30 protein-coding genes are annotated in these 24,644 nt (G+C 45.9%); 25 read left to right on the top strand and 5 right to left on the bottom strand.

The window, feature by feature from the left end:
• Entirely contained in the window at positions 1–930 is a 930-nt protein-coding gene (locus tag ACIGBN_RS07380) for a patatin-like phospholipase family protein (RefSeq protein WP_133003593.1), read from the top strand.
• A gap of 60 nt (positions 931–990) precedes the next feature.
• Here the strand turns inward: ACIGBN_RS07380 and ACIGBN_RS07375 are convergent, their stop codons facing one another.
• Complete coding sequence (locus ACIGBN_RS07375) at positions 991–1,587, bottom strand: Maf family protein (RefSeq protein ID WP_396664543.1); 597 nt, start codon at positions 1,585–1,587, stop codon at positions 991–993.
• A gap of 137 nt (positions 1,588–1,724) precedes the next feature.
• Here ACIGBN_RS07375 and ACIGBN_RS07370 point away from each other — a divergent pair, with 137 nt between their 5' ends.
• The 7 genes from ACIGBN_RS07370 (at position 1,725) to fabF (ending at position 6,827) form a co-directional block, all read left to right on the top strand.
• Positions 1,725–2,249, top strand: coding sequence for a YceD family protein (locus ACIGBN_RS07370; protein ID WP_133003595.1), 525 nt, complete (start codon positions 1,725–1,727; stop codon positions 2,247–2,249).
• A gap of 20 nt (positions 2,250–2,269) precedes the next feature.
• Positions 2,270–2,449 (top strand): 50S ribosomal protein L32, encoded by a 180-nt coding sequence (gene rpmF / locus ACIGBN_RS07365; protein ID WP_013661159.1) that lies wholly within the window; start codon positions 2,270–2,272, stop codon positions 2,447–2,449.
• Positions 2,450–2,460: 11 nt separating this feature from the next.
• Entirely contained in the window at positions 2,461–3,414 is a 954-nt protein-coding gene (locus tag ACIGBN_RS07360) for a fatty acid synthesis protein (protein ID WP_133003596.1), read from the top strand.
• Complete coding sequence (gene fabD / locus ACIGBN_RS07355; RefSeq protein WP_396664540.1) at positions 3,411–4,334, top strand: ACP S-malonyltransferase; 924 nt, start codon at positions 3,411–3,413, stop codon at positions 4,332–4,334. The genes ACIGBN_RS07360 and fabD overlap by 4 nt, the downstream gene beginning before the upstream one ends.
• A 42-nt stretch (positions 4,335–4,376) precedes the next feature.
• On the top strand, positions 4,377–5,111 hold the full coding sequence (gene fabG / locus ACIGBN_RS07350; protein ID WP_133003655.1) for a 3-oxoacyl-ACP reductase FabG: 735 nt from the start codon (positions 4,377–4,379) through the stop codon (positions 5,109–5,111).
• 136 nt (positions 5,112–5,247) lie between these two features.
• Positions 5,248–5,481, top strand: coding sequence for an acyl carrier protein (gene acpP / locus ACIGBN_RS07345; protein WP_115896560.1), 234 nt, complete (start codon positions 5,248–5,250; stop codon positions 5,479–5,481).
• A 104-nt stretch (positions 5,482–5,585) separates the two neighbouring features.
• Positions 5,586–6,827 carry a beta-ketoacyl-ACP synthase II gene (gene fabF / locus ACIGBN_RS07340; protein WP_133003598.1) on the top strand — a complete coding sequence of 414 codons (1,242 nt, stop codon included), beginning with the start codon at positions 5,586–5,588 and terminating at the stop codon, positions 6,825–6,827.
• A gap of 37 nt (positions 6,828–6,864) precedes the next feature.
• On the opposite strand, the gene ACIGBN_RS07335 is transcribed toward fabF, so the two are convergent.
• Positions 6,865–7,272 carry a PA2817 family protein gene (locus ACIGBN_RS07335; RefSeq protein ID WP_133003599.1) on the bottom strand — a complete coding sequence of 136 codons (408 nt, stop codon included), beginning with the start codon at positions 7,270–7,272 and terminating at the stop codon, positions 6,865–6,867.
• Positions 7,273–7,333: 61 nt separating this feature from the next.
• Between ACIGBN_RS07335 and ACIGBN_RS07330 the strand changes: the two genes are divergently transcribed.
• From ACIGBN_RS07330 to queF, 3 genes are read left to right on the top strand one after another with little or no spacing between them, the layout of a single operon-like run.
• Complete coding sequence (locus tag ACIGBN_RS07330) at positions 7,334–8,248, top strand: ABC transporter ATP-binding protein (protein ID WP_396664537.1); 915 nt, start codon at positions 7,334–7,336, stop codon at positions 8,246–8,248.
• Positions 8,249–8,253: 5 nt separating this feature from the next.
• Positions 8,254–9,027, top strand: coding sequence for an ABC transporter permease (locus ACIGBN_RS07325; RefSeq protein WP_133003601.1), 774 nt, complete (start codon positions 8,254–8,256; stop codon positions 9,025–9,027).
• Positions 9,028–9,037: 10 nt separating this feature from the next.
• Positions 9,038–9,853 carry an NADPH-dependent 7-cyano-7-deazaguanine reductase QueF gene (gene queF / locus ACIGBN_RS07320; RefSeq protein WP_133003602.1) on the top strand — a complete coding sequence of 272 codons (816 nt, stop codon included), beginning with the start codon at positions 9,038–9,040 and terminating at the stop codon, positions 9,851–9,853.
• Between the two features lie 92 nt (positions 9,854–9,945).
• Here queF and ACIGBN_RS07315 read toward each other — a convergent pair whose 3' ends face one another.
• The gene (locus ACIGBN_RS07315; protein ID WP_133003603.1) at positions 9,946–10,836 is read right to left on the bottom strand and encodes a LysR family transcriptional regulator; all 891 of its coding nucleotides are present in this window, start codon (positions 10,834–10,836) and stop codon (positions 9,946–9,948) included.
• Positions 10,837–10,941: 105 nt separating this feature from the next.
• Here ACIGBN_RS07315 and ACIGBN_RS07310 point away from each other — a divergent pair, with 105 nt between their 5' ends.
• The gene (locus tag ACIGBN_RS07310) at positions 10,942–11,922 is read left to right on the top strand and encodes an aldo/keto reductase (protein WP_396664534.1); all 981 of its coding nucleotides are present in this window, start codon (positions 10,942–10,944) and stop codon (positions 11,920–11,922) included.
• 89 nt (positions 11,923–12,011) lie between these two features.
• Here the strand turns inward: ACIGBN_RS07310 and bcp are convergent, their stop codons facing one another.
• Positions 12,012–12,458, bottom strand: coding sequence for a thioredoxin-dependent thiol peroxidase (bcp, locus tag ACIGBN_RS07305; protein ID WP_133003605.1), 447 nt, complete (start codon positions 12,456–12,458; stop codon positions 12,012–12,014).
• A 195-nt stretch (positions 12,459–12,653) separates the two neighbouring features.
• Between bcp and dapA the strand changes: the two genes are divergently transcribed.
• From dapA to ACIGBN_RS07280, 5 genes are all read left to right on the top strand, one after another.
• Complete coding sequence (dapA, locus tag ACIGBN_RS07300; RefSeq protein ID WP_133003606.1) at positions 12,654–13,535, top strand: 4-hydroxy-tetrahydrodipicolinate synthase; 882 nt, start codon at positions 12,654–12,656, stop codon at positions 13,533–13,535.
• The gene (locus ACIGBN_RS07295) at positions 13,532–14,557 is read left to right on the top strand and encodes a hypothetical protein (RefSeq protein WP_396664532.1); all 1,026 of its coding nucleotides are present in this window, start codon (positions 13,532–13,534) and stop codon (positions 14,555–14,557) included. The genes dapA and ACIGBN_RS07295 overlap by 4 nt, the downstream gene beginning before the upstream one ends.
• 38 nt (positions 14,558–14,595) lie before the next feature.
• Complete coding sequence (gene purC, locus ACIGBN_RS07290; RefSeq protein WP_133003608.1) at positions 14,596–15,312, top strand: phosphoribosylaminoimidazolesuccinocarboxamide synthase; 717 nt, start codon at positions 14,596–14,598, stop codon at positions 15,310–15,312.
• Positions 15,313–15,382: 70 nt separating this feature from the next.
• Positions 15,383–16,627, top strand: a complete 1,245-nt coding sequence (locus tag ACIGBN_RS07285) for a lipoprotein-releasing ABC transporter permease subunit (protein ID WP_396664530.1) — start codon at positions 15,383–15,385, stop codon at positions 16,625–16,627.
• Positions 16,620–17,324: an ABC transporter ATP-binding protein gene (locus ACIGBN_RS07280; protein ID WP_133003610.1), complete on the top strand. Its 705-nt coding sequence runs from the start codon at positions 16,620–16,622 to the stop codon at positions 17,322–17,324. The genes ACIGBN_RS07285 and ACIGBN_RS07280 overlap by 8 nt, the downstream gene beginning before the upstream one ends.
• A gap of 81 nt (positions 17,325–17,405) precedes the next feature.
• Here the strand turns inward: ACIGBN_RS07280 and ACIGBN_RS07275 are convergent, their stop codons facing one another.
• Positions 17,406–17,918: a DUF2062 domain-containing protein gene (locus ACIGBN_RS07275; protein WP_133003611.1), complete on the bottom strand. Its 513-nt coding sequence runs from the start codon at positions 17,916–17,918 to the stop codon at positions 17,406–17,408.
• Between the two features lie 44 nt (positions 17,919–17,962).
• On the opposite strand from ACIGBN_RS07275, the gene ACIGBN_RS07270 reads away from it, so the two are divergent.
• From ACIGBN_RS07270 to murI, 8 genes are read left to right on the top strand one after another with little or no spacing between them, the layout of a single operon-like run.
• Positions 17,963–19,852, top strand: coding sequence for a ComEC/Rec2 family competence protein (locus tag ACIGBN_RS07270; RefSeq protein ID WP_396664527.1), 1,890 nt, complete (start codon positions 17,963–17,965; stop codon positions 19,850–19,852).
• A 25-nt stretch (positions 19,853–19,877) separates the two neighbouring features.
• Complete coding sequence (locus tag ACIGBN_RS07265) at positions 19,878–20,507, top strand: MotA/TolQ/ExbB proton channel family protein (protein WP_133003613.1); 630 nt, start codon at positions 19,878–19,880, stop codon at positions 20,505–20,507.
• Positions 20,504–20,926: a biopolymer transporter ExbD gene (locus tag ACIGBN_RS07260; RefSeq protein ID WP_133003614.1), complete on the top strand. Its 423-nt coding sequence runs from the start codon at positions 20,504–20,506 to the stop codon at positions 20,924–20,926. Before ACIGBN_RS07265 ends, ACIGBN_RS07260 begins: the two co-directional genes overlap by 4 nt.
• Positions 20,923–21,969 (top strand): tetraacyldisaccharide 4'-kinase, encoded by a 1,047-nt coding sequence (gene lpxK / locus ACIGBN_RS07255; RefSeq protein WP_396664525.1) that lies wholly within the window; start codon positions 20,923–20,925, stop codon positions 21,967–21,969. Before ACIGBN_RS07260 ends, lpxK begins: the two co-directional genes overlap by 4 nt.
• A complete protein-coding gene (locus ACIGBN_RS07250; RefSeq protein ID WP_133003616.1) occupies positions 21,966–22,163 on the top strand; it encodes a Trm112 family protein in 198 nt (65 codons plus the stop codon). The genes lpxK and ACIGBN_RS07250 overlap by 4 nt, the downstream gene beginning before the upstream one ends.
• Complete coding sequence (locus tag ACIGBN_RS07245; RefSeq protein WP_396664522.1) at positions 22,160–22,651, top strand: low molecular weight protein-tyrosine-phosphatase; 492 nt, start codon at positions 22,160–22,162, stop codon at positions 22,649–22,651. Before ACIGBN_RS07250 ends, ACIGBN_RS07245 begins: the two co-directional genes overlap by 4 nt.
• Positions 22,648–23,733, top strand: a complete 1,086-nt coding sequence (gene murB / locus ACIGBN_RS07240; protein ID WP_396664520.1) for a UDP-N-acetylmuramate dehydrogenase — start codon at positions 22,648–22,650, stop codon at positions 23,731–23,733. The genes ACIGBN_RS07245 and murB overlap by 4 nt, the downstream gene beginning before the upstream one ends.
• The gene (gene murI, locus ACIGBN_RS07235; RefSeq protein ID WP_396664518.1) at positions 23,730–24,560 is read left to right on the top strand and encodes a glutamate racemase; all 831 of its coding nucleotides are present in this window, start codon (positions 23,730–23,732) and stop codon (positions 24,558–24,560) included. Before murB ends, murI begins: the two co-directional genes overlap by 4 nt.
• Positions 24,561–24,644: the final 84 nt, after the last annotated feature.

The raw sequence follows: 24,644 nt of genomic DNA, 5'->3' as shown, positions 1-24,644 counted from the left end.
ATGAAAAAAACCGTATCCCTTGTTCTAGGTAGTGGTGCTGCCCGTGGTAATGCGCATATTGGAGTTATTCAGGCGATAGAAGATCAAGGTTACGACATCGTAAGCATCTCAGGGTGCTCGATTGGCTCTATTGTTGGTGGTGTATTTGCGGCGGGTAAAATCAATGACTATAGCGAGTGGGCGCGCTCGCTAGACAAAGTAAGTGTGTTGCGCATGCTGGATATGTCCTTTCGTCATGGGGCTTATATTAAAGGGGATCGTTTTTTTCAGGTGGTGGAAGACATCATTGGTGAGGCGCCGGCGATAGAGTCCCTTGCTATTCCTTATACCGCGGTCGCGGTGGATTTGCTTAATCAAAAAGAGTTTTGGTTTCAAAAAGGCAATTTGATTGACGCCATGCGGGCCTCTTCTGCTATTCCGTCCGTGGTGGCTCCCGTGCAATTGGACAATCGTATTTATGTTGACGGTGGTGTGCTGAACCCTCTGCCGATTATTCCAACGGTGTCGGCTGGTGCGGATTATATTATCGCGGTGGATTTAAATGGACCGGCGCAAGAGCTCACCACAGAGACACTGGTGGAAAAAAACAATGAGCCTGAGTGGTGGTCAGGCTTTAAAGGCTTTTTTGTAAAAAGCCGCACGGACGAAGAAATTGAAGCGCGAAACATCAGTAAAAATGGGCCTGAAAGTTGGGGGCGCTTGCAAACCATTAATATGATGTTTGAAACCATGCAGGAATCATTGACCCAATATAAATTGGCGGGATATCCGCCTGATTTGCTGATATCTATTCCTAAAGACTTTACCTCTTTTTATGAATTCTGGCGGGCCGATGAGCTGATTGATTTCGGCTATGAAGTGGCCATAAAAGCGTTGGAAGAGCTGGCTTCACCTAAACAAACCTACCACTCCTTTCCAAAGGGCTATTAGTGCTATTGCCTAATGACCCTTTCTAACCTTGATTGACAGCTCTCTTTGCTCTGTCAGGCGCTAGGGCGCCAATAGCGGATTAATGCCGTGCTCGCGTAGCATATTGCACAGAGCGATGAGGGGGAGTCCAATAAGGCCGTTTGGGTCGTCACCTTCCATTTTGCTGAACAGCGCAACTCCTAACCCTTCGCATTTGAAGCTGCCGGCACAATCCAGTGGTTGTTCAAGGTCCACGTAGCTTTCTATTTCAGGCTGACTGAGTTGCCTAAAGAAAACATGATACTCGCTGAGTTGGTATTGGTACTCGCCATTTGAGCTGTCGAGAATACAGAGGCCGGTTAAAAAAGTGACTTTGCGTTGACTGAAGCGAGTGAGTTGCTCGATGGCCTTGTCTCTGGTGTGAGGTTTGCCGAGCACTTCTTGGTCTAATACCGCGACTTGATCAGACGCAATGATCAGGTTGTTTTGTTCGTTTCGATCCGCTCGCACTTGTTGGGCTTTTGAAATGGAGAGTCGTTTTACTAAATCGATCGCATTTTCGTTGGCTAATGGGGTTTCGTTAATGTCGGGCGATTGACACTCAAAAGTGAGATTCAGGCGTTCAAGGAGGCTTCTACGGTAGGGGGAGGAAGAGCCCAAAATCAATTTTCTTGTCATGCTTAACTCGCTGATTAATGAGATAAAGTCGTTATTTTACGTTTTTTTCTCTTGGAAAGTGAAAAACAGTGAAAAAAAAGGCTTTGAGAGCACTTAGACTTTGACAAGAAGGGCAACTGGCCATATTATTTGCCGCCATGTTGAATGACTCATTACCTAAATATTTTGACCCTCGTAAATACGCTAACCACGAGTCAGCGATTGAAGGGTACTTGCCCCTTAACCAGCTTAAGGAGCTTTGTGCTGTCTTGGCGTCGGATGAGGGTGATGCTTTTATTCATCTAGACTTTAGAGTTGATGAGGATAGGCGCTACATTGCTACTGGCTCTCTGAAGGCGACGGTACAGGTTGTTTGTCAACGCTGTATGGAAGCTGTACCTCAGGAGTTGTCGGTCGATTTATCCTTGGCTTTCGTTTATGACGAAGACCATGCGAAAAATATACCGAGTGATTATGACCCTGTTGTCATGACCGATGGTGACGTAATCCTAGCAGATATGGTTGAGCAAGAAATTATACTTGCTTTGCCTATTGTCGCTTATCACGAAGAAAGTGGTTGCAACCCAACAGCTGTAAAGTATGCATCGTCTACCGATGACGCACCGGATGACGAAAAAAAACCGAATCCATTTAGTATATTGGCTGACTTAAAGGCCAAGTAAAAAGTTAGGAGCTCCAAGAAATGGCAGTACAAAAAAGTAAAGTGACTCGTTCACGTCGCGGCCAACGCCGTTCACACGATGCATTGACTAGCGCAACGCTTTCTGTAGAACAGACTACTGGTGAACTTCACCGTCGTCACCACGTTTCTGCAGATGGCTTTTACCGTGGTCGTCAAGTTATCACCCCTAAAGGTGAGTAACTAATTTACCCATGATCAGGGTAGCATTAGACGCGATGGGCGGGGACTTAGGTCCCCGCATTGCATTTGAAGGAGCGCTTCAAGTTCTTTCCCAGCATGATGATGTAGAGATTGTTCTTTACTATTCCCCCAGCTCAAGCTCAGATTTCGAGCTTCCTCCTCTTTGTGATCGTTTGTCTTTGGTTATTTGCCGTGATGTGATTGACGTGGATGAGGAAATCGTTCTTTCGCTTTTTCGTCGCTACGAAAGCACGCTGTATAAAGCGCTGAAAAGTTTGAGTGTTAACGCGGCGGACGTTGTTGTTACCTTGGGGAATACGGGTGCCATGGTTGCGTTGGCCAGACATATATTGGGGGTTATTCGCCCTAAATTGTATCCTGCGCTGATTCGAGAATTGCATTCAAATCCATTACGCTGCCTGGTTGATCTGGGTGCTAATGTTCATTGTCCGCCTTCTATGTTGGAGGGGTTCGCTGAATTGGGCGCGGCGTATGTGGAAGCGTTAAGCGATGAGAAGCCAAAAGTAGGCTTGCTTAATGTTGGAGTGGAAAGCTCAAAAGGCAGTTCTGTTATTCGTGAAACGGATGCACTGCTAGCGGCTAAATCATGGCCTGATTATTTGGGGTATGCAGAAGGCACTGAGCTGTTTCATGGTGAAAAAAATGTCATTGTTTGTGATGGCATGGTGGGTAATGCGGTGCTAAAAGCATCAGAGGGTTTGTTGTCTTATTTGGTTGGGCAACTGAAAGCGCAAGGTGGCGATGAGTCACTGTTCGAGACTTTTTACCAAACAAAACACCGTCATGGGGCGTGCCTTGTGGGTGTGAATGGCAATTTGGTAAAAGGTCATGGCCGATCAGATTTTCAGGCGATGGTCGGTGCGATTGAGTATGGAATTGATATTGCGCGAGTGGATTTATCTACAGTGGTTCGTGAGCGCCTAGATAACGAGGAATTTAAATGAATAATGAATTGGCTTTTGTTTTTCCAGGGCAAGGCTCTCAACAGTTAGGTATGCTAGCTGATTTGGCTGAGAAGCATGACATTATTGAGCAGACTTTTGCTGAAGCGTCTGACGTTCTTGGTTACGATTTGTGGGCGTTGGTACAAAATGACGCTGAGCAATTGGGTCAAACAGATAAAACACAGCCTGCGCTTTTGACTGCCAGTGTCGCTTTATGGCGTCTTTGGGAGCAACAAGGCGGGCAAAAGCCAGCGTATGTTGCTGGTCACAGCTTGGGTGAGTATTCTGCGTTGGTGTGTGCTGGTGTGATTGCATTTACGGATGCGGTTGAGCTGGTTAAACTGCGTGGCGAATACATGATGCAAGCGGTTCCAGCAGGTGAAGGCGCGATGGCCGCCATCATAGGTTTGGACGATGCGAAAGTGATCGCAGCTTGTGAAGCAGCGCCAGGCGTTGTCAGTGCAGTGAATTTTAACTCCCCAGGTCAAGTGGTTATTGCTGGGCATGTGGCGGCGGTTGAAGCGGCGATGAGCAATGCGAAAGAAGCGGGTGCGAAAAGAGCCTTGCCACTTCCTGTTAGCGTGCCTTCTCATTGTGAGTTGATGATACCGGCTGGCGAGAAGCTGGCGGTGAAATTGGACTCTATAGAATTTAAATCACCGACTTGTACGCTAGTGCAAAATGTGACGGCTCAAGCGGTGTCCGATGCGCAAACCATTAAAGCCAACTTGGTCTCTCAGTTGAGTGAGCCAGTGTTGTGGACTCAGTCTATTGAATTGTTGTCTGGCTTGGGCGTTACTGGGACGCTAGAATGTGGGCCTGGTAAAGTGCTAAGTGGCTTGAATAAGCGTATTGTGAAAGGATTGTCAGCGTCTTCGTTAGGAGATGTGAGTGGTTTTGAAGCGGCGTTGTCTGCTTAATTAATATTTGTATACGTTTAGGTCGAAAAATTGGAGACAATGATGAGTCTGGAAGGCAAAATAGCCCTAGTGACTGGTGCGACTCGTGGTATTGGTAAAGCGATTGCTTCTGCTCTTGTTGAGCAGGGTGCAACGGTTATTGGTACGGCAACGAGCGAATCTGGTGCGCAAAGTATCAGCGAGTATTTGGGTGAGAACGGCAAAGGATGGGTGCTGGATGTATCATCAGCAGACTCTGTCGATGCGGTAATCAAAGAAATTAATGCTGAATATGGTGCGCCAACTATTTTGGTTAACAATGCAGGCATTACTCGTGATAATCTAATGATGCGAATGAAAGAAGATGAGTGGGATCAAGTAATTAACACCAATCTTTCTTCAGTTTTTCGTGTTACAAAGGCTTGTTTACGTGGCATGACCAAGGCAAAATTCGGTCGTGTCATAAGCATCAGTTCTGTTGTGGGTTCTATGGGGAATGGTGGTCAAACAAACTATTCCGCAGCCAAAGCAGGGTTGGAAGGATTTAGTCGCTCATTGGCGGCTGAAATTGGATCTCGTGGCATCACTGTAAACTGTGTTGCTCCAGGATTCATTGAAACGGACATGACCAAGGTGCTTCCTGAAGAGCACAAAGCGAAATTGGTAGAGAAAGTACCAGCTTCACGTCTTGGTCAACCAGAAGAAATTGCGGCAGCTGTTGCATTTTTAGCGTCAAATGGCGCAGGTTACATCACTGGAGAAACATTACATGTCAATGGTGGCATGTATATGTCGTAATTTGAGTTGAATTTTATATTTAATTCAACGAAAATACGTCTCCGGTTCATGTTGAGAATCACGCCTTTTAGTTTAGGTAGTCGAACATTACAATACGCTCAAAATGAGCTATTAACGAGTAGAGTAGGAACTTCTAATGAGTAGCATTGAAGAACGCGTTAAAAAAATCGTTTGCGAACAGCTTGGTGTTAAAGAGGAAGAAGTTGTATCTTCAGCATCTTTCGTAGATGACTTGGGTGCAGATTCCCTAGACACTGTTGAGTTGGTTATGGCTCTTGAAGAGGAATTTGATACTGAAATTCCTGATGAAGAAGCTGAAAAAATCACTACAGTACAAGCAGCGAACGACTACATCAACGCTAACTTGTAATTCCTTGGTGAATTGAGTTTCCCGAAAAGCCGCTTGTATTCGTTACAGCGGCTTTTCTTATTATTAAGTCCCTGTATAGCAGGGCGGTTTTCTGGAGGAATCCTATGTCTCGTCGTCGGGTTGTAGTCACAGGAATGGGAATGGTGACACCCCTTGGCAACAATGTGAAAGATACGTGGGATAACGTATTGGAAGGCAAAAGTGGTGTTTCTGATATCACTTCGTTCGATGCCAGCCAATTTTCCACCCGTTTTGCGGCGCAGGTTGAAGGCTTTGATGCCACTCAATATATGAGTGTTAAAGAAGCTCGCAAGATGGATCTCTTCATTCAATATGGTATTGCTGCAGCAGTACAGGCATTAGAAGATGCAAATCTCAATGGGCAAACGGCCGATTTAACTCGGGTAGGTTGTGCGATTGGTTCGGGCATTGGTGGTTTGCCAATGATCGAAAAAAATCTTCACTTACTTAATGAGTCTGGTCCTAAGCGCATTTCACCTTTTTTTGTACCTGGTGCGATCATTAATATGATTTCTGGTCATGTCGCGATACGTTTTGGCTTTAAAGGGCCGAATATTTCGATCGTAACCGCTTGTACAACAGGTACGCATAATATTGGCATGGCTGGTCGCATGATTGCCTATGGTGACGCTGATGTCATGATAGCCGGCGGTGCTGAAATGGCGATCACTCCACTTGGTATTGGTGGTTTTGGCGCAGCAAGAGCCTTGTCTACGCGCAATGATGACCCTAAAACAGCCAGTCGACCATGGGACAAAGACCGTGATGGTTTTGTGATGGGAGACGGTGCGGGCATTCTAGTGCTAGAAGAATATGAGCACGCGGTAGCCCGTGGTGCGACTATTTACGCTGAGTTGGCAGGTTTTGGTATGAGTGATGATGCCCATCACATGACGGCGCCTCCGGCGACGGGTGAAGGCGCTTTGTCAGCCATGTCTGCGGCATTGAAAGATGCAAAAATTGCTCCCCAGGACATTGATTATATCAATGCTCACGGGACTTCTACGTCAGTAGGGGATTTGGCAGAGAGCCAGGCGGTTAAATCATTGATGGGAGCGGACGCGTCTGATGTGGCGATGAGTTCAACGAAATCGATGATTGGTCATTTATTAGGAGCGTCAGGGGCGGTTGAATCTATCTTCTCTGTGCTGGCTATTCGTGATCAAGTGGCGCCGCCGACGATTAATTTGGAAGAGGCTAGTGAGGGTTGTGACCTTAACTATGTACCTTCTACACCGCAGAAACGTAAAATTGATGTGGTGTTGAATAACTCTTTTGGATTTGGTGGCACCAACGGAACCTTGGTTTTTAAGAAAATGCCATAATGGTTTTAGGGCAGAGTTATCTGCCCTGATTAGGCCATTAATGTATTTGTGTTGAGTCGCCTCTCAATAGGCTGATTTGTTCCGCGATATTGTACTCTTTTTCTTGATTGTCTAACTCGTAGAGGTGTTCTTCTAGTTGTTGGTATAGTGCAATTTCTTCATCGCCTAAGAAATGTAGGCATTCACCGCCTATAAACCACAATAGCTCTCGCTTAATAAGTGGTACTAAATTAGCGTAACAGCGAATGAAGCGAGCAAGCAGCTCTTGGCCATCAAATACGTACTGAGTGTCGTTGGCCTGAATGTTTAGAACAAGTTGATCCCACTTTTCCAGAAAATCGATTTCTTCTTCCGCCAAGTCGGCCTGATCAAATGGAAAGTGTTCTGAAATGCGCTGACGTAACTCTGTGCATGCATTAAAAATATATTGATTGCGTGATTCCACAAAAAAACCTATTCAAATAAATAACGATTAAGTTGGCGATAGCCTAACGAGACTCATAATTATGACATATGCAATCGAAATAAGTGACCTAAAAAAACGCTACGATGGTGGTTTTGAGGCGCTTAAAGGTATCGATTTAAAAGTAGAAAAAGGCGACTTCTTTGCATTGCTTGGCCCAAATGGTGCCGGCAAGTCGACCACTATTGGTATTTTGTGTTCCTTGGTTAACAAAACGTCAGGTCGTGTGTCTATTTTTGGTGCAGACATTGATGATGACTTTGCCAAAGCGAAAAAATATTTAGGCGTTGTACCACAAGAATTTAATTTCAATGTCTTTGAATCGGTTTTCAATGTGGTTGTTACCCAAGCAGGCTTTTATGGCATCAGTAAAAGTGTGGCTGAACAGCGTGCTGAAAAATATCTGAAACAGCTGGGTTTATGGGACAAAAAAGACGTCCAATCTCGTATGTTGTCAGGTGGTATGAAGCGCCGTTTGATGATCGCACGCGCTTTGATTCATGAGCCTGAAGTGTTGATCCTAGATGAGCCAACCGCAGGGGTTGATATCGAATTGCGCCGCTCTATGTGGGAGTTTATTAAGGCGTTAAATGAGCAGGGCACAACGATTATTTTGACCACGCATTACTTAGAAGAAGCGGAGCAGCTTTGTCGCAACATTGCGATTATTAATAGCGGTGAAATTGTTGAAAACACCAGTGTAAAGGCTCTATTAAAAACGCTTAATCAAGAAACCTTCATCCTAGATTTGGATAAAAGTGTGGCACAAGAGTGGCGTGTTCCAGGTTACGCCATCGAGGTGGTAAACGATGCGACTACCATTGAAGTTGAGGTGATTAAAGGGCGGCCATTAAATGTGGTGTTTAAAGCGCTCGATGAAGACGGGATTAATGTGTTGAGCATGCGCAATAAATCGAACCGACTTGAAGAGCTCTTCGTCAAACTTATTAAGGGTTAAGCTGAATGAAAAATTCTGAAATATTTATCGCGTTTTATACGATACTTCGTCGTGAAATTCGCCGTTTTATGCGCATTTGGCCGCAAACCTTACTGCCGCCAGCAATTACTATGTCTTTGTATTTTGCTATCTTTGGGCACTTTATTGGTAGCCGAATTGGTGAAATGGATGGCTTCAGTTATATGCAGTACATTGTGCCAGGCTTGATCATGATGTCGGTGATAACTAACTCTTACTCTAATGTGTCCTCTTCCTTTTTCTCGGCTAAGTTTCAGCACAGTATTCAGGAACTGTTGGTGTCGCCAACCCCGAACTGGGTGATCTTGTTGGGGTATGTGCTGGGTGGTGTTGCGCGCGGTTTATTTGTTGGTCTGATCGTGACTGTGTTGTCGCTGTTTTTCACTCATTTGACCCTGCATAATGTGTTTTTGACCGTAATCGTTGTGCTGTTAACTGCAATCATGTTTTCGTTAGGCGGTTTTGTGAATGCCATCTACGCGCGCAGTTTTGATGATGTGTCTATTGTGCCGACCTTTATTTTGACACCATTAACCTATCTAGGCGGTGTCTTTTATTCTATTCATTTGTTGCCCGAGTTTTGGCAGAACTTGTCATTGCTCAACCCTGTTTTATACATGGTGAATGCGTTCCGCTTCGGGATTCTTGGTGTATCGGATATCAATGTATATTGGGCTCTGGTTATTGTTTGTGTGTTTATCGTCGTACTGTTCTCATTTGGCTTGCATTTGCTGAATAAGGGCAGAGGCATTCGTAACTGAGGAATTGAATATGGGTTTTTTACCCTTGGGTCAGCAAACAGACTATGTGTCTGAATACGATGCTGACTTGCTTTACCCTATCGCTAGGGTTGATAAATGGGCTGAAATGAATATCGAGGCGCAGCGTCTGCCTTTTTTTGGCGAAGACATTTGGAATGCGTATGAAGTGTCTTGGCTAAATTTAAAAGGGAAGCCCATTGTGGCTTTGGCGGAGTTTCGTTTGCCTTATAACTCGCCAAATATTATTGAATCCAAGTCGTTTAAACTCTATTTGAATTCATTAAATCAAATGCGTTATGAGTCATTGGCGGATGTGCAATCCTTACTAGAAAAGGATTTATCAAATGCCGCTGGAGCGCCAGTGACCGTGATGTTACGGGATGTTGACTCCATGTCTGCGCTTGTGGTTTTAACGCCGGATTATTGCATTGATGAGCTGGATGTCGAGGTGGAAGAATACCACCCTAACGCTGACTTGTTGGCCGTTGATGAATCCCTTGGCGTGGTTGAAGAAAGATTGGTTAGCCACCTGTTAAAATCAAATTGCCCAGTGACCAATCAGCCTGATTGGGGCTCTGTGTTTATTGATTATAAAGGGCCTAAAATTGATCACGAACAGCTGTTGAAATACGTTATCTCATTTCGTGAGCACACGGACTTTCATGAGCAATGTGTTGAGCGTATTTATATTGATATTATGCGCCAATGCAAACCAGAAAGTTTGATTGTCTACGCTCGTTATGTGCGTCGCGGTGGTTTGGATATTAATCCGTACCGAGCGTCTACGCCGATCGTGTTGGGCAATGATAGATTGACGCGTCAGTAGTTTTTGCCATCGTGCATTGAGTACTCTGGATGCTAACAAGCCCGTCTCATTTTGAATGAGGCGGGCTTTTTTGTTGCTGGAGAGTCAGAGGCTCAATGGTTCTTAAAAGCGTCGATTAGATAATTCACCAGCGCTTTCACTCTTAAGCTGGTGTTGCTTGATTGCGGATACAGCACTGTGACGTCGGATGAGGGAAGTTGCCAATCGGGCATGGGCTCAATAAGCTGACCTGAGGCGAGTTCCTGCTCGACATAATAGGAGGGTTGTCGGCTTAGTCCTGCACTCGCGAGTACGGCCAGCTTAGCGACATGGCCATTAGCGCATTTTAATTTGCCTTGCACCGGCAACTCGTATTTTTCTTTGCTTATCTTGTGTGTAAATGACCAGCGTTTAACAGAGCCATTGATGAGCGGCTGATCAAGTAAGGCTCTGGGGTGGGTGAGCTTGCCTATGCTGTTGAGAAAATCAGGCGTCGCCACCAAATGGTTGCTGTAATTCGTCAGTTTGCGGCCGATCAAATTCGAGTTTTCCAGTGTGCCCATGCGAATCACCAAGTCGTATTGTGCTTCGATTAAATCCACTCTGGGGCTGGAAAAGCTAAGGTCAATTTCAATGTGCGGGTTTTCTTGCATAAAGCGCAAAAGTAGAGGGGAGAGTATCTTTTCGCCAAATAACCCTCCCACGGCATTAATGCGTATGTTGCCGCTGAGGCTGGTGTTGGCATTTTGCGCAGATTGAACGGCGTGCTCAAGTTGGTCAATGCCTTGTCTTGAAAGCTGATAAAAAGTCTCTCCGGCCGGAGAGAGGGACAGCGAGCGGGTGGAGCGATAGAGTAATTGAACCCCCATGTCTTTTTCTAAGCGGCTGATGATTTGCGACACTCGTGCACGGGATAAACCGAGTTGTTCGGCGGCTTTGGAAAAGCTTTGCTCCTCGACGACGGCAAGAAACTCACGGATGCCATCTGGAAAACCTGACGTCATATTGTTAAGCCTTAATAAACAAACCGTTAATTGAATTGATAATTATAAACATTAACAAGGCTCGTATAGTAGAGGAATTCATCATAACGAGACATTGGAGTGAGTGTGAAAACAAGAGTATTGGGCAAGACAGGCTATCAAGTGTCGGAAATTGGTTTGGGGTGTTGGCAATTGGGCAATGATTTTGGCCCAGTGGAAGACGCCGAAGCGCGTGCTATTTTGAAAGCGGGATTGGACTCTGGTGTGCGTTTTTTTGACACCGCGGATGTGTATGGTTCTGGCTTGAGTGAGTCCAGAATTGGTGCTTGGTGTCGTTCGTTAGCAACGCCGCCGATTGTCGCTACTAAAGTCGGCCGCAGTGCTGAGCTTTACCCGAATGGTTACAGCAAAGCGGCGGTGAAGCAGAGTTTACAAGCCTCTGCTCAGCGTTTGGGTGTAGACACGATTGATTTGGCGCAGTTGCACTGTGTGCCGCGAGATGTTCTGTTTTCTGGTGATATGCTGGCCTGGATGGAAGATTTTAAAAAAGAGGGGATTGTCAAGCATTTCGGTGCCAGTGTAGAGCTCTTGGATGAAGCGCAGTTTTGCTGCACAAACCCTGAATTGGCCAGTCTGCAGATCTTATTTAATGTGTTCCGACAGGACGCGGTTGATGCGTTGTTTGCACAAGTTGAAGAAAATAACATTGGTGTTATCGTGCGCTTGCCTTTGGCCAGTGGTTTGTTGACGGGGAAAATGACCGTCAATGACCAATTCGATAAACAAGATCATCGTTCTTATAACCAAGACGGTGCGGCGTTTCATGTTGGCGAGACCTTCAATGGGTTGCCGTTTGCAAAAGGGGTGGCCTTGGTGGATGAGCTGAAAACTAGATTGCCTGCAGGGCACAATATTCTAGACGTGTCCTTGCGTTGGATTTTAGATCATCCTCAAGTGTCGAGTGTGATTGCTGGAGCAAGTCGTGCGTCTCAGGTGATGCGCAATGCGTCTGCATCAGATTTAGCGCCGTTAAGTGATGACGTGCATGTGCTCTTGAAAGCTTATTACTACGATGAGGTAAAAGGCTTTATTCGTGGTGGTGTTTAAGGCGAAGTCGGGGCGAAAAAAAGCATGCCAAAGGGCATGCTTTTTTAGGATCAAGCATCAGGAAAAGGCTCTGTTTTCAGCCTGGGTTCTTAAATGATCTGTGCGGTATGATCTTTGGTTTTTACTTTTTCAATAATGTTGCTGATCACGCCGTCTTCATCAATCACAAAGGTCGTTCTGACCGTGCCCATGTATTCTTTGCCCATGAATTTCTTTAATCGCCAAGTGTCATAAAGGTCGTGTACTAGGTGTTCAGGGTCTGAAATTAGGCTAAATGGCAGTTCATTTTTAGCAATAAAGTTCTGGTGGCGTTTTTCTGAGTCGGTGCTGATGCCCAAAACGACAAAGCCCTTTTCAAGTAAGGTTTCGTAGTTGTCTCTCAAATTACACGCTTGTGCGGTACAGCCAGGCGTAGAATCTTTCGGGTAAAAATACAGAATGACTTTCTTGCCACGGAACTGGCTTAAGGTGATATTTTCACCGTGTTGGTCTTTGGCTAAAAAGTCTGGCGCGCTTTGGCCTATTTTTGGTGTCATGTTTTGCTCTCCGATATGGCACTGTTTAGTCATGAAAAAAGCTTCAATATTATTAGCTTATCAAGAGATGTGGGAAAAATCCTCACGAAACAAGGCTTCCTTGTAATTTACTCGCGCTTTACAGGTCTGCAATATTGTTAAACTAGAGCCTGAACGGTACTATATGTTCGCTTATTATTTTATTGGAGGCTCGAAATGATCACAGGTAGTTTAGTCGCTCTCATTACCCCTATGACATCGAATGGAGCGGTGGACTCAAAGAAGTTAGATGATCTTATAGAGTTTCATATTGCACAAGGAACCCACGGCATTGTTGCAGTGGGTACGACAGGCGAGTCATCCACGTTAACGCCTGAAGAACACTCCAATGTCATCCGACAAGTCATTAAAACCGTTAACGGTCGAGTGCCCGTCATTGCCGGTACCGGTGCCAATGCCACCCATGAGGCCATTGATCTTACTCAGGCGGCGAAAGACGCTGGAGCGGACGCTTGTTTGTTGGTGACACCTTATTACAACAAACCCACTCAGGAAGGGCTTTACCAGCATTTTAAAGCGATCGCTGAAGCGGTAGAAATTCCTCAAATTTTGTACAACGTTCCCGGTCGAACCGCTTGCGATATGCAAAATGAAACCGTTGTGCGTCTTGCCTCTGTGAAAAACATTGTGGGTATTAAAGACGCGACCGGTAACCTAGAACGCGGCGAAGCCTTAATTAAATCACTTCCAGAGGAATTCGCGGTTTATTCTGGCGATGATCCAACCGCAGTGGCCTTGATGTTATTAGGCGCTAAAGGGAACATTTCCGTGACGGCAAACGTTGCCCCTAAAGCCGTATCGCAAGCGGCAGAGTTTGCGCTAGCAGGTGATGCGGAGTCCGCTTATGCAATGGATCAGAGTATTGCGCCACTGCATATGAATCTGTTTGTTGAGTCTAACCCTATTCCGGTTAAATGGGCGTGTGCTCAGCTTGGTCTTTGTGAAAACAGCATTCGTCTGCCGTTGACGGTGCTTTCAGAAGCGCACCACGAAGCGGTGAAACAAGCGATGGTGCAAGCAGGAATCCTTTCTCTATGAATAAAACAACGATCAAGTTAGCGGGTATAGGCGCACTGGTCTCTGTGTTATCTGGTTGTAGCACAGGCTTAAAAGACAACTCGGATGATTACCGTAATGACACGGTCAATTCGGTGGTGTTACAGGCGCCTGCGGGCTCTTTGAGCAGTCGTGATGATTTGGTCATTCCGCATGAAAATCAGATAGCAAGTGTTGAGCCGGGTTCTAAATTCACAGTACCTAGAGCCACCTTTGTCTTTTATCCAATGGCAAAAATTGATGTCATAATGAAAGCAAACCGTGTGGTACTTGATGTGCCGGCGAACCTTGTGCAATCGAAGAAAATGGTAAAAGATTTTCTTATGGCCTTGCACGGTGATGGTGAATCCATTGCCAGCGACACTGACAAGCAAATTGTCAGTGTGCCGTTTCAATTTATTAAGCAGGGATGGTGGGCTTCAATGTGGAGTCATGTATCGCGTGACTTCCCTGAGCAAATCGTCTTCTCATTCTCTTTCTCCAGTTCTGAAAAGGGCACCCTTGTTGCTGTGCAATACCGTGTAGAAGATCGCGGTGAAGCCGTCACGGATTGGTTAAGCCCGACGACCCGAAATGACATGTATGCTGACACGCTGCGGTTATGGGGTGATATGGCAAGACAGCTTAATAAACAGTCTGTTTCCCTGTCAGAGCAAGGCAGTAAAGCCCCATTCCATGTGTGGATCGACCACCGTGGCTTATTGGCGATTCACTTAAAGCCAAAAACCAATGTTCAAGATGCGTTAGTAACGCAGTTGGCAGACGCTGGCTTGACGCAAGTCGCTGGCAAAGAAAACACCTTAGCGGTGTTGCCTTTGGCGAGTGATAAAACAGATGGCTTTGCACCAAACGCCACAGAGAGTGACGCCGTATCTTGGGATAAACGCGAATATAAGTATTCGATTATTCATCAAAAAGCAGGTGATTTTTTGATGATTGACGTATCGACTTCGCCGACGCCTGAAATAACCTCGTTTCTTTTAGCACAGCGTTTTGTAAAATAAAAGATTAACCCTCACAGCAAAAAATCGGAGATTCTCCAATGGAAAAACGACAAGAGCTATATGCAGGTAAGGCAAAATCTGTATTTAAAACAGATGATCCTGACAAAATGGTTCTAGTGTTTCGTGACGACACATCGGCATTTGATGGAAAAAAAGTCGAACAGTTAGATCGCAAAGGTATGGTGAACAATAAATTCAATGCGTTCATTATGACTAAGCTTCAAGAAGCGGGTATTCCGACGCATTTTGAAAAGCTATTAAGCGATACTGAGTGTCTTGTTAAGTGCTTGGATATGATGCCGATTGAGTGCGTTGTACGTAACGTAGCCGCTGGCAGTCTTTGCCGCCGTTTAGGTGTCGAAGAAGGACTTGCTCTTAACCCGCCAACGTTCGAATTGTTCTTAAAGAACGACGCGTTAGGTGACCCTATGATCAACGAATCACATGTTGAATCATTTGGTTGGGCAAAAGCGGAAGATCTTGCGAAAGCGAAAGTGCTAACTTACAAAGTGAACGATGTGCTGAAAGCCTTGTTTGCTGAAGGTGGCATGACATTGGTTGACTACAAACTTGAGTTTGGTCTGTACAAGGGTGAAGTCGTTTTAGGCGACGAATTCTCTCCTGATGGCTGTCGTTTGTGGGACTCTGCAACCAATGAAAAACTAGACAAAGACCGTTTTCGTCAAGGTTTAGGTGGTGTTATTGAAGCGTACGAAGATGTAGGTCGTCGTATCGGTATTGATTTCGACGCTTAAGACCGGGTGACGCCATTGTCAATGAAGGGGCTGTTTTGCCCCTTCATTTTTTGCAAATAAGGGTTCACTTTTGATTAATTTTCTTCCTATCCGTATTGGTCTGCGTTACGCCAGAGCCAAACGTTCTAATCATTTTATTTCCTTCATTAGTTTCTCTTCCATTGCTGGCTTAGCCTTGGGTGTGGCTGTTTTGATTACGGTATTGTCCGTGATGAATGGCTTTGACCGTGAGTTGCAGCAACGAATTTTAGGCATGGTGCCACATGCCACCCTGTGGGGCGATCCGGTTTTAAAGGATTGGCGTAAAGACATGAAAACCATCGAAAAAATGCCCCATGTAGTGGGTGTTGCGCCGCATACGCAAGCGCAAGTGATGTTTCAGTCTGGCGCGAGCGTTCACGGGGCACTATTAAATGGCATCAATCCAGAGATGGAGAAAAAAGTCTCCATCATTAATGATCACATGGTTTCAGGTTCTCTCGATGCGTTAAATAGCACACCTTTTGGCATCGTATTAGGCTCCCAGTTAGCGAAAATGCTAGGGGTCAACATTGGGGATAAAGTCACGGCCATTTTGCCACAGGCCAGCGTGTCAATTGTCGGCGTTACGCCAGTATTAAAGCGTTTTACACTTGTGGGCGTGTTTGAAGTAGGGGCTGAGTTAGACAGCAGCCTTGCCTATATTAATGTGAAAGACGCGGCGCTATTAAAGCGCTATAAGAAAGACGATGTAGAGGCGCTACGTATCAGTTTTGACAACCTATTTGTCGCCCCCACTGAAATTTGGGATATTGCCCGCGCTATTCCAGGATTAAATAAAGTCAGTGATTGGACGCGCACCCATGGCAATCTTTTCCATGCGATCAAAATGGAAAAGACCATGATTGGTCTGTTGTTGTTGCTGATCGTGGCGGTTGCTGCGTTCAATATTGTCTCCACCTTGGTGATGGTGGTGACCGATAAACGTAATGACATTGCGATATTGAGAACCATGGGCTTAACGTCGCGACAAGTGATGGCGGTGTTTATTGTTCAAGGTATGTTCATTGGTTTATTGGGGACCTTAATTGGTTTGGCGTTGGGCATTACCTTAGCGCTAAATGTGAGCAGCATAGTGAGTTGGTTACAGCATCTGCTTAATGTGCAGTTCTTGAGTGCAGATGTTTATTTTATTAACTATTTGCCTTCTGAGCTTGAATGGTCTGATGTAAAAATGATTGTGAGCTGTGCTTTTATTATGACGGTGGCAGCGACCATCTATCCTGCATGGCGAGCGTCGAAAGTAGAACCGGCTGAGGCTTTACGTTATGAGTAAGGAAGTAGTACTAGAGTGTCAGGCACTGTCTAAGCAATATCTAGACGGCAAGCAAACGGTTGATGTGTTTCGTTCTATTGATTTTTCTCTCCATAAAGGGGAGGCCTGTGCAATTGTTGGGGCGTCTGGATCAGGCAAAACGACCTTGCTTAATTTGCTTGCCGGCTTGGATTTGGCCAGCAGCGGTGAAGTGAAGTTGGCCAATGTTTCTTGGTCGAGCATCAAGGACGCTAAGCGCGCCAAAATGCGCAATAAAGAAATGGGCTTTGTGTATCAATTCCATCATTTATTGCCCGAATTTTCGGCGCTGGAAAACGTCATGATGCCCATGTGGATTGCCGGCACCTCTAAAGCAGAGTCTAGGCGACAAGGGGAAATTCTCTTGTCTCAAGTCGGTTTGGGTGAGCGTTTGAATCACAAACCCTCTCAGCTTTCAGGGGGCGAGCGTCAGCGTGTTGCCATTGCTCGTGCATTGGCGAATAAGCCCGCTTGCGTACTTATGGATGAGCCAACGGGAAACCTAGACGAATCGACATCCCAAGACATACAGGCGCTGATTAATGAATTAAAAGTCTCCCACGATATGGCTTTTTTGATTGTGACCCACGATGAGAAAATGCTTGGCTGGATGGACTCGGCCTATCGATTATCGCAAGGTGATTTGCTGCCTATTGAACGTGCTGGCGAAGCCGAATAGTTAACGCGGTATCGTAACCAAAAAAACCACTCAACTGAGTGGTTTTTTGGTTCTGAAGAAGAGGAATTTTCTATGTTTGTATTAGATTCTTCTTTTTTTACGCTCTTTCCAGCGCTTTATGACGTGAATCCGCCATACTAATAAAATAGTGACATAGGCAAGGATGCCAAAAAATAGGCCAGACACGACTGAGCCCAAATATAGCGGGAGCCAGATGTGTTCCAGTTTTGCCCAAATCCATTCGACAGAAAGGTGAAAATCTTTGCCGTCATCGCCACCCATAATCAAGCTGCCCACTTTGTAGTTAAAGTAGAAAACAAAGGGCATGGTAAGCGGGTTAGTGATCCAAACAAGGGCAATAGAAAGTGGAATGTTGGCACGTAACGGGATGGCAAGCAGGGCAGAGACTACCATTTGAAATGGCATTGGGATAAAGGCCCAAAATAGTCCGTTTAAAAAAGCTCTAGCAACCGAGCGCCTGTTTAGGTGCCATAAATCAGCTTCATAGATTTGTTTTCCCAACAAACTTAAGGCTTTGTTTTCTTTTAGCTTTTCTGGATTTGGGATAAATTTTTTTAAGTAACGCTTCGGCATAAGCAGGTATGAGTCAGGTTAGCAATTTAAGACATGGAGGTCTTATGTTACTAAGTGTTTTAATCTTGATCGGCGCCATTTTGGTGCCAAGCGAATATCAGTGGCTGTATTCTACTCATATCATTCTGGTGTGTCTCTATTTAATCGGCACTCATCGTTTTTGGCTGTTGTTTTTGACCTTTCTTTCCCTGATTAGTTGGCAGTTAAGCGAAACAAACGATGTGCCTGCATTTTCTTTGCTTAAATCCCAAGCTTTGTTCTTTAGTCCTCAATCCAAGCGTCTGTACAGTGAAGGGGATGTTGGGTGGCAAATGGCAGGCGCTAAGTCCTTGTCTGTTAGACTAAAAGACGCTCATGGTGTGCGATATTTTTATCAAGATGTTCAGTTCGAACCTTTCTCATCGCGACCAGAGCGCGTATTGCGTGTCACGCTTAAAGAGGTTGTTGCCCCGGCAAAGAACGAAAGCTGGATGTCGAGGCGACTTTATACAGAGCGCCAACTTGCTTTGTTGGACGTGACTAGTGATGAGTCGCTTATCCCTACTGAGCATAGAGCGCCTACTCTGAGGCGAACGATCAATGAGCGTTTGCAAGGCGTCTTTGCCCATTATCCGAGTTGGCGATTTTCAAAAGCGCTGTTGCTGGGCGATAACAAAGACTGGGACGAGCGAGATAAATGGATGGTCAGGGCCTTGGGGCTTGCGCATTTGTTTGTAGTCTCTGGTTTGCATACGGGGTTTGTGTTTGTTTTTGGTCGCATATTGAGTCGAGTGTGTTGGCGTTTAGCGCCAAATCGCTGGGTGTTATCAGGCGTGAACTGCTGGTTAGTGGATGCGGTTATTATCATTCCTATTTTGATTTTTTATGCCTATCTCACTGGTTGGGGAGCGCCTGTGGTGAGGGCGGCGATCATGTTAAGTCTCTATCTGGTGTCCAAAGTGCTTTTTACTCAGCCATCGCCTTATAAAGTGGTGATGTTCGCTTTGTGGGGCATTTTGTTGTTCGATCCAAGGGCCGTGTTGCAGCCAGGGTTATGGTTGTCATTTAGTTTGGTGTCTTGCTTGATTGCTTTTAGTCAGAGTACTCAGCATTGGACACGCATTTTCCTCTTGCAGTGTATGTTGTCGACCGCTTCTATGGTGCTTATTTGGGGGTGGCAGGCGTCTGTTTCTGTTGTGTCTGTGCCGCTTAACTTGTTCATGGTGCCGTTGGCGGCTTTTCTCTGGTTTCCGTTAGGCGTGATGGCAAGTGTGGAAGGGCTATTTAATCAAACCTCGTACTTGTATGGAGTCATAGACTTTGGCTTGTTGCATATTCTTCGTGGCTTGGAGGCATTGGCGTTTCAATTGCCCATGTTGGATTTCGACACTTTTTTGAATGCTTTCTCAAAGTCGCTATTGTTGCTCTTGGTGGTATTTTGGATTTGGCAATGGCCGTTAAGGCGGGGTTGGTTGTGCTTACTGTTGATTTGGTGCGTATTGTTGATTCCAAGAGACAAGCTGTCAGGCGTTCAGTATCAGGTGGTGAATAGAGCGGGGGAACTGGCATTTGAAAAAGAGTCTGAAATTCGTTTAAGCAGTCGCTGGCATCGGGAAGATGTGGCCCAGCGATTGTTGATTTTATTTGATGAGCAAAGTCAGTGGAATTCGCTGGCGTTATTGCTTGCGGCCAATGATGAGGAGCTGGAGCCTGCTGTGTTGCTAAAGGAGAAGATTGATTGGGTTTTGTTCAAAAAGACGCCTTCTGAGGCAATGCAATCGAGATTGCGTGGCTTACAGATAGATTGGTTGTCTATTGAGCCTGGCGAAGCCTTGTTATTTCGCCGTGAGAAAGGGCTTGTCTCAGTTCGACATTTAACCTGTTCCTTTTCAATTTTTCTCTTTAAATCTGACACTTGCAGGCGTGTTGAAAAGTTAGAGTTTATGTTAAATTAACATCAAATTTTAATGGGAGTTCGCGGTGTTAACCTTTATCCAAACTGGCGGTTTTTTCATGTGGCCTCTATTGGCCTGTTCTATCCTGACAATGGCGATCATTATTGAGCGCTTTTGGGTGCTGCGAAAATCTCGGGTTGCTCCGAAAAACTTGTTATTGGATGTGATGTCACGTTTACGCGATGACAGAATGTCATTGGACTACATTCGTTCTATGCAAAATACCGCAGGCCTCTCTTCTATTTTTGCGGCCGGTTTGATGAATTCTAAATATGGCCGTAACAGCATGAAAGAAAGCATGCAGGAAGCAGCAGGTCATGTGATTCATGATCTTGAAAAATTCATGAGCAGTTTGGGCACCATTGCTGCAATTTCACCCTTACTAGGCCTGTTGGGCACAGTGGTCGGTATGATCAAGGTATTTTCTGTGTTGATGGAACAGGGGGCTGGCAACACCGCCTTGTTGGCTGGCGGTATTTCCGAGGCTTTATTGACCACCGCGGCAGGATTAGGGGTTGCGATCCCTGCGCTTGTGTTTCATCGTTATTTCAGCCGAAAAATAGATGAAGTGGTGGTGAGCATGGAGCAGCAATCCACTAAATTGGTTGATGCCCTGCACAATGATAGGGAGTCAAAAGCAGGAGTGAGTCAGTGAAGTTTCGACGTCAAAAAATCGATGACGTACAAATCAATCTTACTCCCCTGATTGATGTGGTTTTTCTGTTATTGATCTTTTTCATGGTCAGTACCACGTTCAACCACAGCTCGGAATTAACCATTGATTTGCCATCGGCGACCACTGGAGAAGCGATAACAGATCGCAGTCAAGATGTTGAAATTGTCATTACCAGTGATGGCCAATATGTGATCAATGGGCGCACCTTGGTGAATGAGAAAGTAGCGACGCTGGTCAAGGGTATTGAAGAAGTGTCACAAGGTGACAACAAGCGCCCACTAATTATTACTGCTGACGCCAAAGCCCCTTATGAAATGGTGCTCAATGTCTATGATGCTGCCGCGCAGTTAGGAATCTCCAAAATAGCCCATACGGCACAAAGAGAGCAAAGCGAGTGAATCTAGAGTCATTGTTGGCCCGATCTTGGTATGGATCTTGTCCTTGGACGAAGGTATTTACCCCATTAATGCCATTCGTCAAAAAGGTGGTGTATAAAAAACGCGCGGCCTTTCTAGCCAATCCTAGCCAATCCTATCGCGCGCCTGTCCCTGTTATTGTCGTTGGCAATATCAGTGTGGGTGGTACCGGAAAGTCACCTATGGTGGTTGCGCTGTGTGAATGGTTGCGAGACAGTGGTTTTCACCCTGGTATTGTGTCCCGCGGTCATGGGGTGACATTGACCTCACCTGTGTTGGTTGACGAGCACAGTTTGGCCTCTCAAGTAGGCGATGAGCCCGTTATGTTGGCGCGCCGTACCCAATGTCCTATTGTGGTTTATCCGAAACGAGCAGACGCGGTTAAGCATCTGCTGAACGTGGCAAAGGTGGACGTGCTTGTGTGCGATGATGGCATGCAACATTATGCGCTCAATCGTGACATAGAAATTGCAATGGTGGACGCTCAACGTGGTATCGGAAATGGGTGTTTGTTGCCCGTCGGACCGCTTCGCGAGCCGGTTGAACGCTTAGACAGTGTCGATTATATCGTCAGCATAGCCAACGAAATAACCCCCACGCTGGCGGCCTTGAATCACACCCTAGAACATGGTTCCGTGATCACAGCGACATTGTCTACTCCACAATTAATGTCACTGGACGGCGCGCGCCAATTGGCGTTTTCAGAGGCTTTTGCAGGGGACAAGCAGTGGCATGTCATGGCGGGAATCGGTAATCCCGAACGTTTCTTAAATACGTTACACGCATCAGGGTTAACAAAGCCTGAATCCGTTACTTGGTTTAGTGATCATCACGACTATCATAAAGACGATATTCCTTTGCAGGGTAACGTCATAATGACGGAAAAAGACGCGGTAAAGTGCCAAAATTTAGCCTTAACAAACCAGAATGTGTGGTATTTGCCAGTTTCCCTTACCTTACCAGAAGCACTTAAAACAACGTTAATCAACAAGTTACAACATATAAAAGATGAGAAGATGTCATGAATAAAGTTTTATTGGATATTCTAGTTTGCCCTGTTACCAAAGCGCCACTAACCCTAAGCGAAGATGGCACTGAGTTGATCAGCAAGGTGGGCGGCATGGCTTACCCTGTGCGCGATGGTATTCCGGTTCTGTTGGAAACCGAAGCACGCACCTTGAACTCAGAAGAAAGATTGGATTCAGGCTCAGTAAAGTGAAGACGATCAAGGTACTGACGGTGTGTCTGGGGAACATTTGTCGTTCCCCAGCGGCGCAAGGTATTTTGCAAGCGGCCGCAACGCAACACAAAGGTTTGGATCTGCAGGTGGATTCGGCGGGAACCGCCGCTTACCACATTGGCAAATCACCAGACCCGCGTTCTATTCGAGCTTTGTCTGATGTAGGGGTGAATATTTCAGCGCAACAGGCCAGACAAGTGAAGGTCGAAGATTTCGACTACTTTGATTGGATTGTAGCCATGGATGCGGACAATTTAGCTAACTTAAAAGCCATTCAGCCAGCAAACAGCCGCGCCAAATTGGTGATGTTTGGTGCCTACCACACCAGTGTGGCGCTCGGTGAGGTGCAAGACCCTTATTATGGTGAGTATGATGGTTTTGTGGTGATGCGAGAGCATCTGCAAAGGATTTCAGAGCGCTTTGTTGCTCATCTTATGTCGGTTGATCAGGAATCATCTTGCTTATGATGCATGTCTTAGAACACATACTCTCGGACGCGCCTTCTGTGGTGCAAAGAGACGTTTCCCTCGCTTCTTTTAATACCTTTCGCTTTGATTATCAGGCGCAGTTTTTGACGTTAGTGGATGACCTAGAGACGCTCAAACGAGTGGTTCATTGGGCGCATTCTCACCAACTGCCGATTACCGTGTTAGGCGGTGGTAGTAATTTACTTATCCGTGACCATGTTTCTGGTTTGGTGATTGTTAATCAATTGCGTGGTAAGCGTCTTGTGTCTGAGGACGCTGAGACGCTTAGGCTAAGCGTGGCCGGAGGAGAGAACTGGCATGATTTAGTGGCACATTGCGTGCAGCAAGGTTGGTCTGGTATAGAAAACCTTGCACTTATTCCGGGTACGGTTGGTGCAGCGCCGGTGCAAAATATTGGCGCTTACGGCGTCGAAGTCAAAGACGTGATTGCCCGAGTGCAAGTGTTAGAGATTGATAGCGGGCAGCTCTATTGGTTGAGGGCCGAAGAGTGTGGTTTTTCTTATCGTGACAGCCACTTCAAAGGGAAATGGAAGGGGTGTTATATCATTACCGAAACGGAGCTTTGTTTGTTTAAACAGCCTCGTTTGGTATTGAATTATGGCGGTTTAAAAAGTCAAATTCATGGTGAGGCTAATTTACTCACTGTGTTTGACGCGGTTTGTGCCGTTCGACGCAGTAAGCTGCCGGATCCTAATGAAATTGCCAATGCAGGGAGTTTTTTTAAGAACCCGGTTGTTTCGGTCGAAGAGCACGCAGTATTAAAGCAGCGTTTTCCAGATTTGGTGTCTTTTGCCTTTGCGGATGGTTATAAATTGGCGGCAGGTTGGATGATAGATCAAGCTGGCTGGAAGGGGCGTCAACACAAAGGGGTTGGGGTGTATGAGAAGCAGGCTTTAGTGCTGGTGAATCATTCTGAACAGCAAGCCGCCTCTTTGCTTGAGCTAGAGTCGCTTATCAAGGAATCTGTTTTCGAGCGTTACTGTGTGCAGTTGGAAAGAGAACCGGTTGAATTGCCTTCTGTGGTAACAGCGAAATCCCATGCGAAGGAGAGCGTTTGTTGAAAATAGGCATAATGGACTCAGGGGCGGGCGGATTAACCATCCTTAATGCTATTCGCCAAAAAATCCCTGCGCTTGATCTTATCTACCTTGCTGATGAGGCGTTTGCACCTTATGGCGAGAAGAAACCTGAAGACATTCAATCGCGAATTATCAACATTGGACAATTTTTTGAAAGCCAGCAAGTCGATGCCATTGTTGTGGCGTGCAATACAGCCACCGTTTGTGCGATTGATTGTTTGCGTGGCGCCACGCATTTGCCAGTGATAGGCGTTGAGCCTGCTGTTAAACCGGCGTTTCGCATCAGTAAAAAGCGTCATGTGGCGGTGCTTGCCACGCCGCTGACGGCCAACAGTCAACGTCTTGGTGAGTTGATTGATTTGTGGCGAGAAGACAGCAAGGTACACATAATGTCGAGCGCTTCGTTGGCGTTTGCGATTGATGCTTGGCCACAATCCAGTGCGCAAGTCGAAGAGGTTGTAAGGGCGTTGTGTGATGAGATGATTGCATCAGAGGTGGATACCTTGGTGTTGGCCTGTACTCATTATCCCTTGGTGAAAAGTTTGTTTGCAGCGGCGCTTGGTGCGCACTGTGACATTATTGAGCCGAGTGAGGGCGTTACCGCTCAGCTGATACGTCGTTTAAAGCAGGCTTATCCTGCGCAAGCTTTGTCGTGGTCGTCTCCAGAGCAAAGTGGCAGTATTGAGATTGTCAGTACCAAAGGCCTTGAAAACATGGGGCGTTTGTTGGGTTGGGTGGATGATAAGGCGGCGGTTGCTAATCAACATAGCATTGATCTTTCATTGTTTGATAAAGTGCTTGATGCATAAAGCATGATACTGGATAGGTCATCGCCTAGTATTAATCAATAAAGCAGAGCATTAAAAAAGCCCGCATTCAATTGAATGCGGGCT

It is taken from the genome of Marinomonas sp. NPDC078689, assembly GCF_044542435.1.
Taxonomy (GTDB): domain Bacteria; phylum Pseudomonadota; class Gammaproteobacteria; order Pseudomonadales; family Marinomonadaceae; genus Marinomonas; species Marinomonas arenicola.
The sequence above is the reverse complement of the archived record's forward strand: the minus strand, read 5'-3'. Positions and strand labels throughout refer to the sequence as shown.

Excerpts from the sequence above, each read along its gene's own strand:
- ACIGBN_RS07295 (WP_396664532.1), top strand. The coding sequence starts at position 13,532 with ATGAATAAAACAACGATCAAGTTAGCGGGTATAGGCGCACTGGTCTCT.
- acpP (WP_115896560.1), top strand. The coding sequence starts at position 5,248 with ATGAGTAGCATTGAAGAACGCGTTAAAAAAATCGTTTGCGAACAGCTT.
- ACIGBN_RS07330 (WP_396664537.1), top strand. The coding sequence starts at position 7,334 with ATGACATATGCAATCGAAATAAGTGACCTAAAAAAACGCTACGATGGT.
- murB (WP_396664520.1), top strand. The coding sequence starts at position 22,648 with ATGATGCATGTCTTAGAACACATACTCTCGGACGCGCCTTCTGTGGTG.
- rpmF (WP_013661159.1), top strand. The coding sequence starts at position 2,270 with ATGGCAGTACAAAAAAGTAAAGTGACTCGTTCACGTCGCGGCCAACGC.
- ACIGBN_RS07375 (WP_396664543.1), bottom strand. The coding sequence starts at position 1,587 with ATGACAAGAAAATTGATTTTGGGCTCTTCCTCCCCCTACCGTAGAAGC.
- ACIGBN_RS07315 (WP_133003603.1), bottom strand. The coding sequence starts at position 10,836 with ATGACGTCAGGTTTTCCAGATGGCATCCGTGAGTTTCTTGCCGTCGTC.
- fabD (WP_396664540.1), top strand. The coding sequence starts at position 3,411 with ATGAATAATGAATTGGCTTTTGTTTTTCCAGGGCAAGGCTCTCAACAG.
- ACIGBN_RS07380 (WP_133003593.1), top strand. The coding sequence starts at position 1 with ATGAAAAAAACCGTATCCCTTGTTCTAGGTAGTGGTGCTGCCCGTGGT.
- ACIGBN_RS07370 (WP_133003595.1), top strand. The coding sequence starts at position 1,725 with ATGTTGAATGACTCATTACCTAAATATTTTGACCCTCGTAAATACGCT.
- dapA (WP_133003606.1), top strand. The coding sequence starts at position 12,654 with ATGATCACAGGTAGTTTAGTCGCTCTCATTACCCCTATGACATCGAAT.
- ACIGBN_RS07280 (WP_133003610.1), top strand. The coding sequence starts at position 16,620 with ATGAGTAAGGAAGTAGTACTAGAGTGTCAGGCACTGTCTAAGCAATAT.
- fabF (WP_133003598.1), top strand. The coding sequence starts at position 5,586 with ATGTCTCGTCGTCGGGTTGTAGTCACAGGAATGGGAATGGTGACACCC.
- ACIGBN_RS07360 (WP_133003596.1), top strand. The coding sequence starts at position 2,461 with ATGATCAGGGTAGCATTAGACGCGATGGGCGGGGACTTAGGTCCCCGC.
- ACIGBN_RS07250 (WP_133003616.1), top strand. The coding sequence starts at position 21,966 with ATGAATAAAGTTTTATTGGATATTCTAGTTTGCCCTGTTACCAAAGCG.
- ACIGBN_RS07275 (WP_133003611.1), bottom strand. The coding sequence starts at position 17,918 with ATGCCGAAGCGTTACTTAAAAAAATTTATCCCAAATCCAGAAAAGCTA.
- queF (WP_133003602.1), top strand. The coding sequence starts at position 9,038 with ATGGGTTTTTTACCCTTGGGTCAGCAAACAGACTATGTGTCTGAATAC.
- ACIGBN_RS07270 (WP_396664527.1), top strand. The coding sequence starts at position 17,963 with ATGTTACTAAGTGTTTTAATCTTGATCGGCGCCATTTTGGTGCCAAGC.
- ACIGBN_RS07325 (WP_133003601.1), top strand. The coding sequence starts at position 8,254 with ATGAAAAATTCTGAAATATTTATCGCGTTTTATACGATACTTCGTCGT.
- bcp (WP_133003605.1), bottom strand. The coding sequence starts at position 12,458 with ATGACACCAAAAATAGGCCAAAGCGCGCCAGACTTTTTAGCCAAAGAC.
- fabG (WP_133003655.1), top strand. The coding sequence starts at position 4,377 with ATGAGTCTGGAAGGCAAAATAGCCCTAGTGACTGGTGCGACTCGTGGT.
- purC (WP_133003608.1), top strand. The coding sequence starts at position 14,596 with ATGGAAAAACGACAAGAGCTATATGCAGGTAAGGCAAAATCTGTATTT.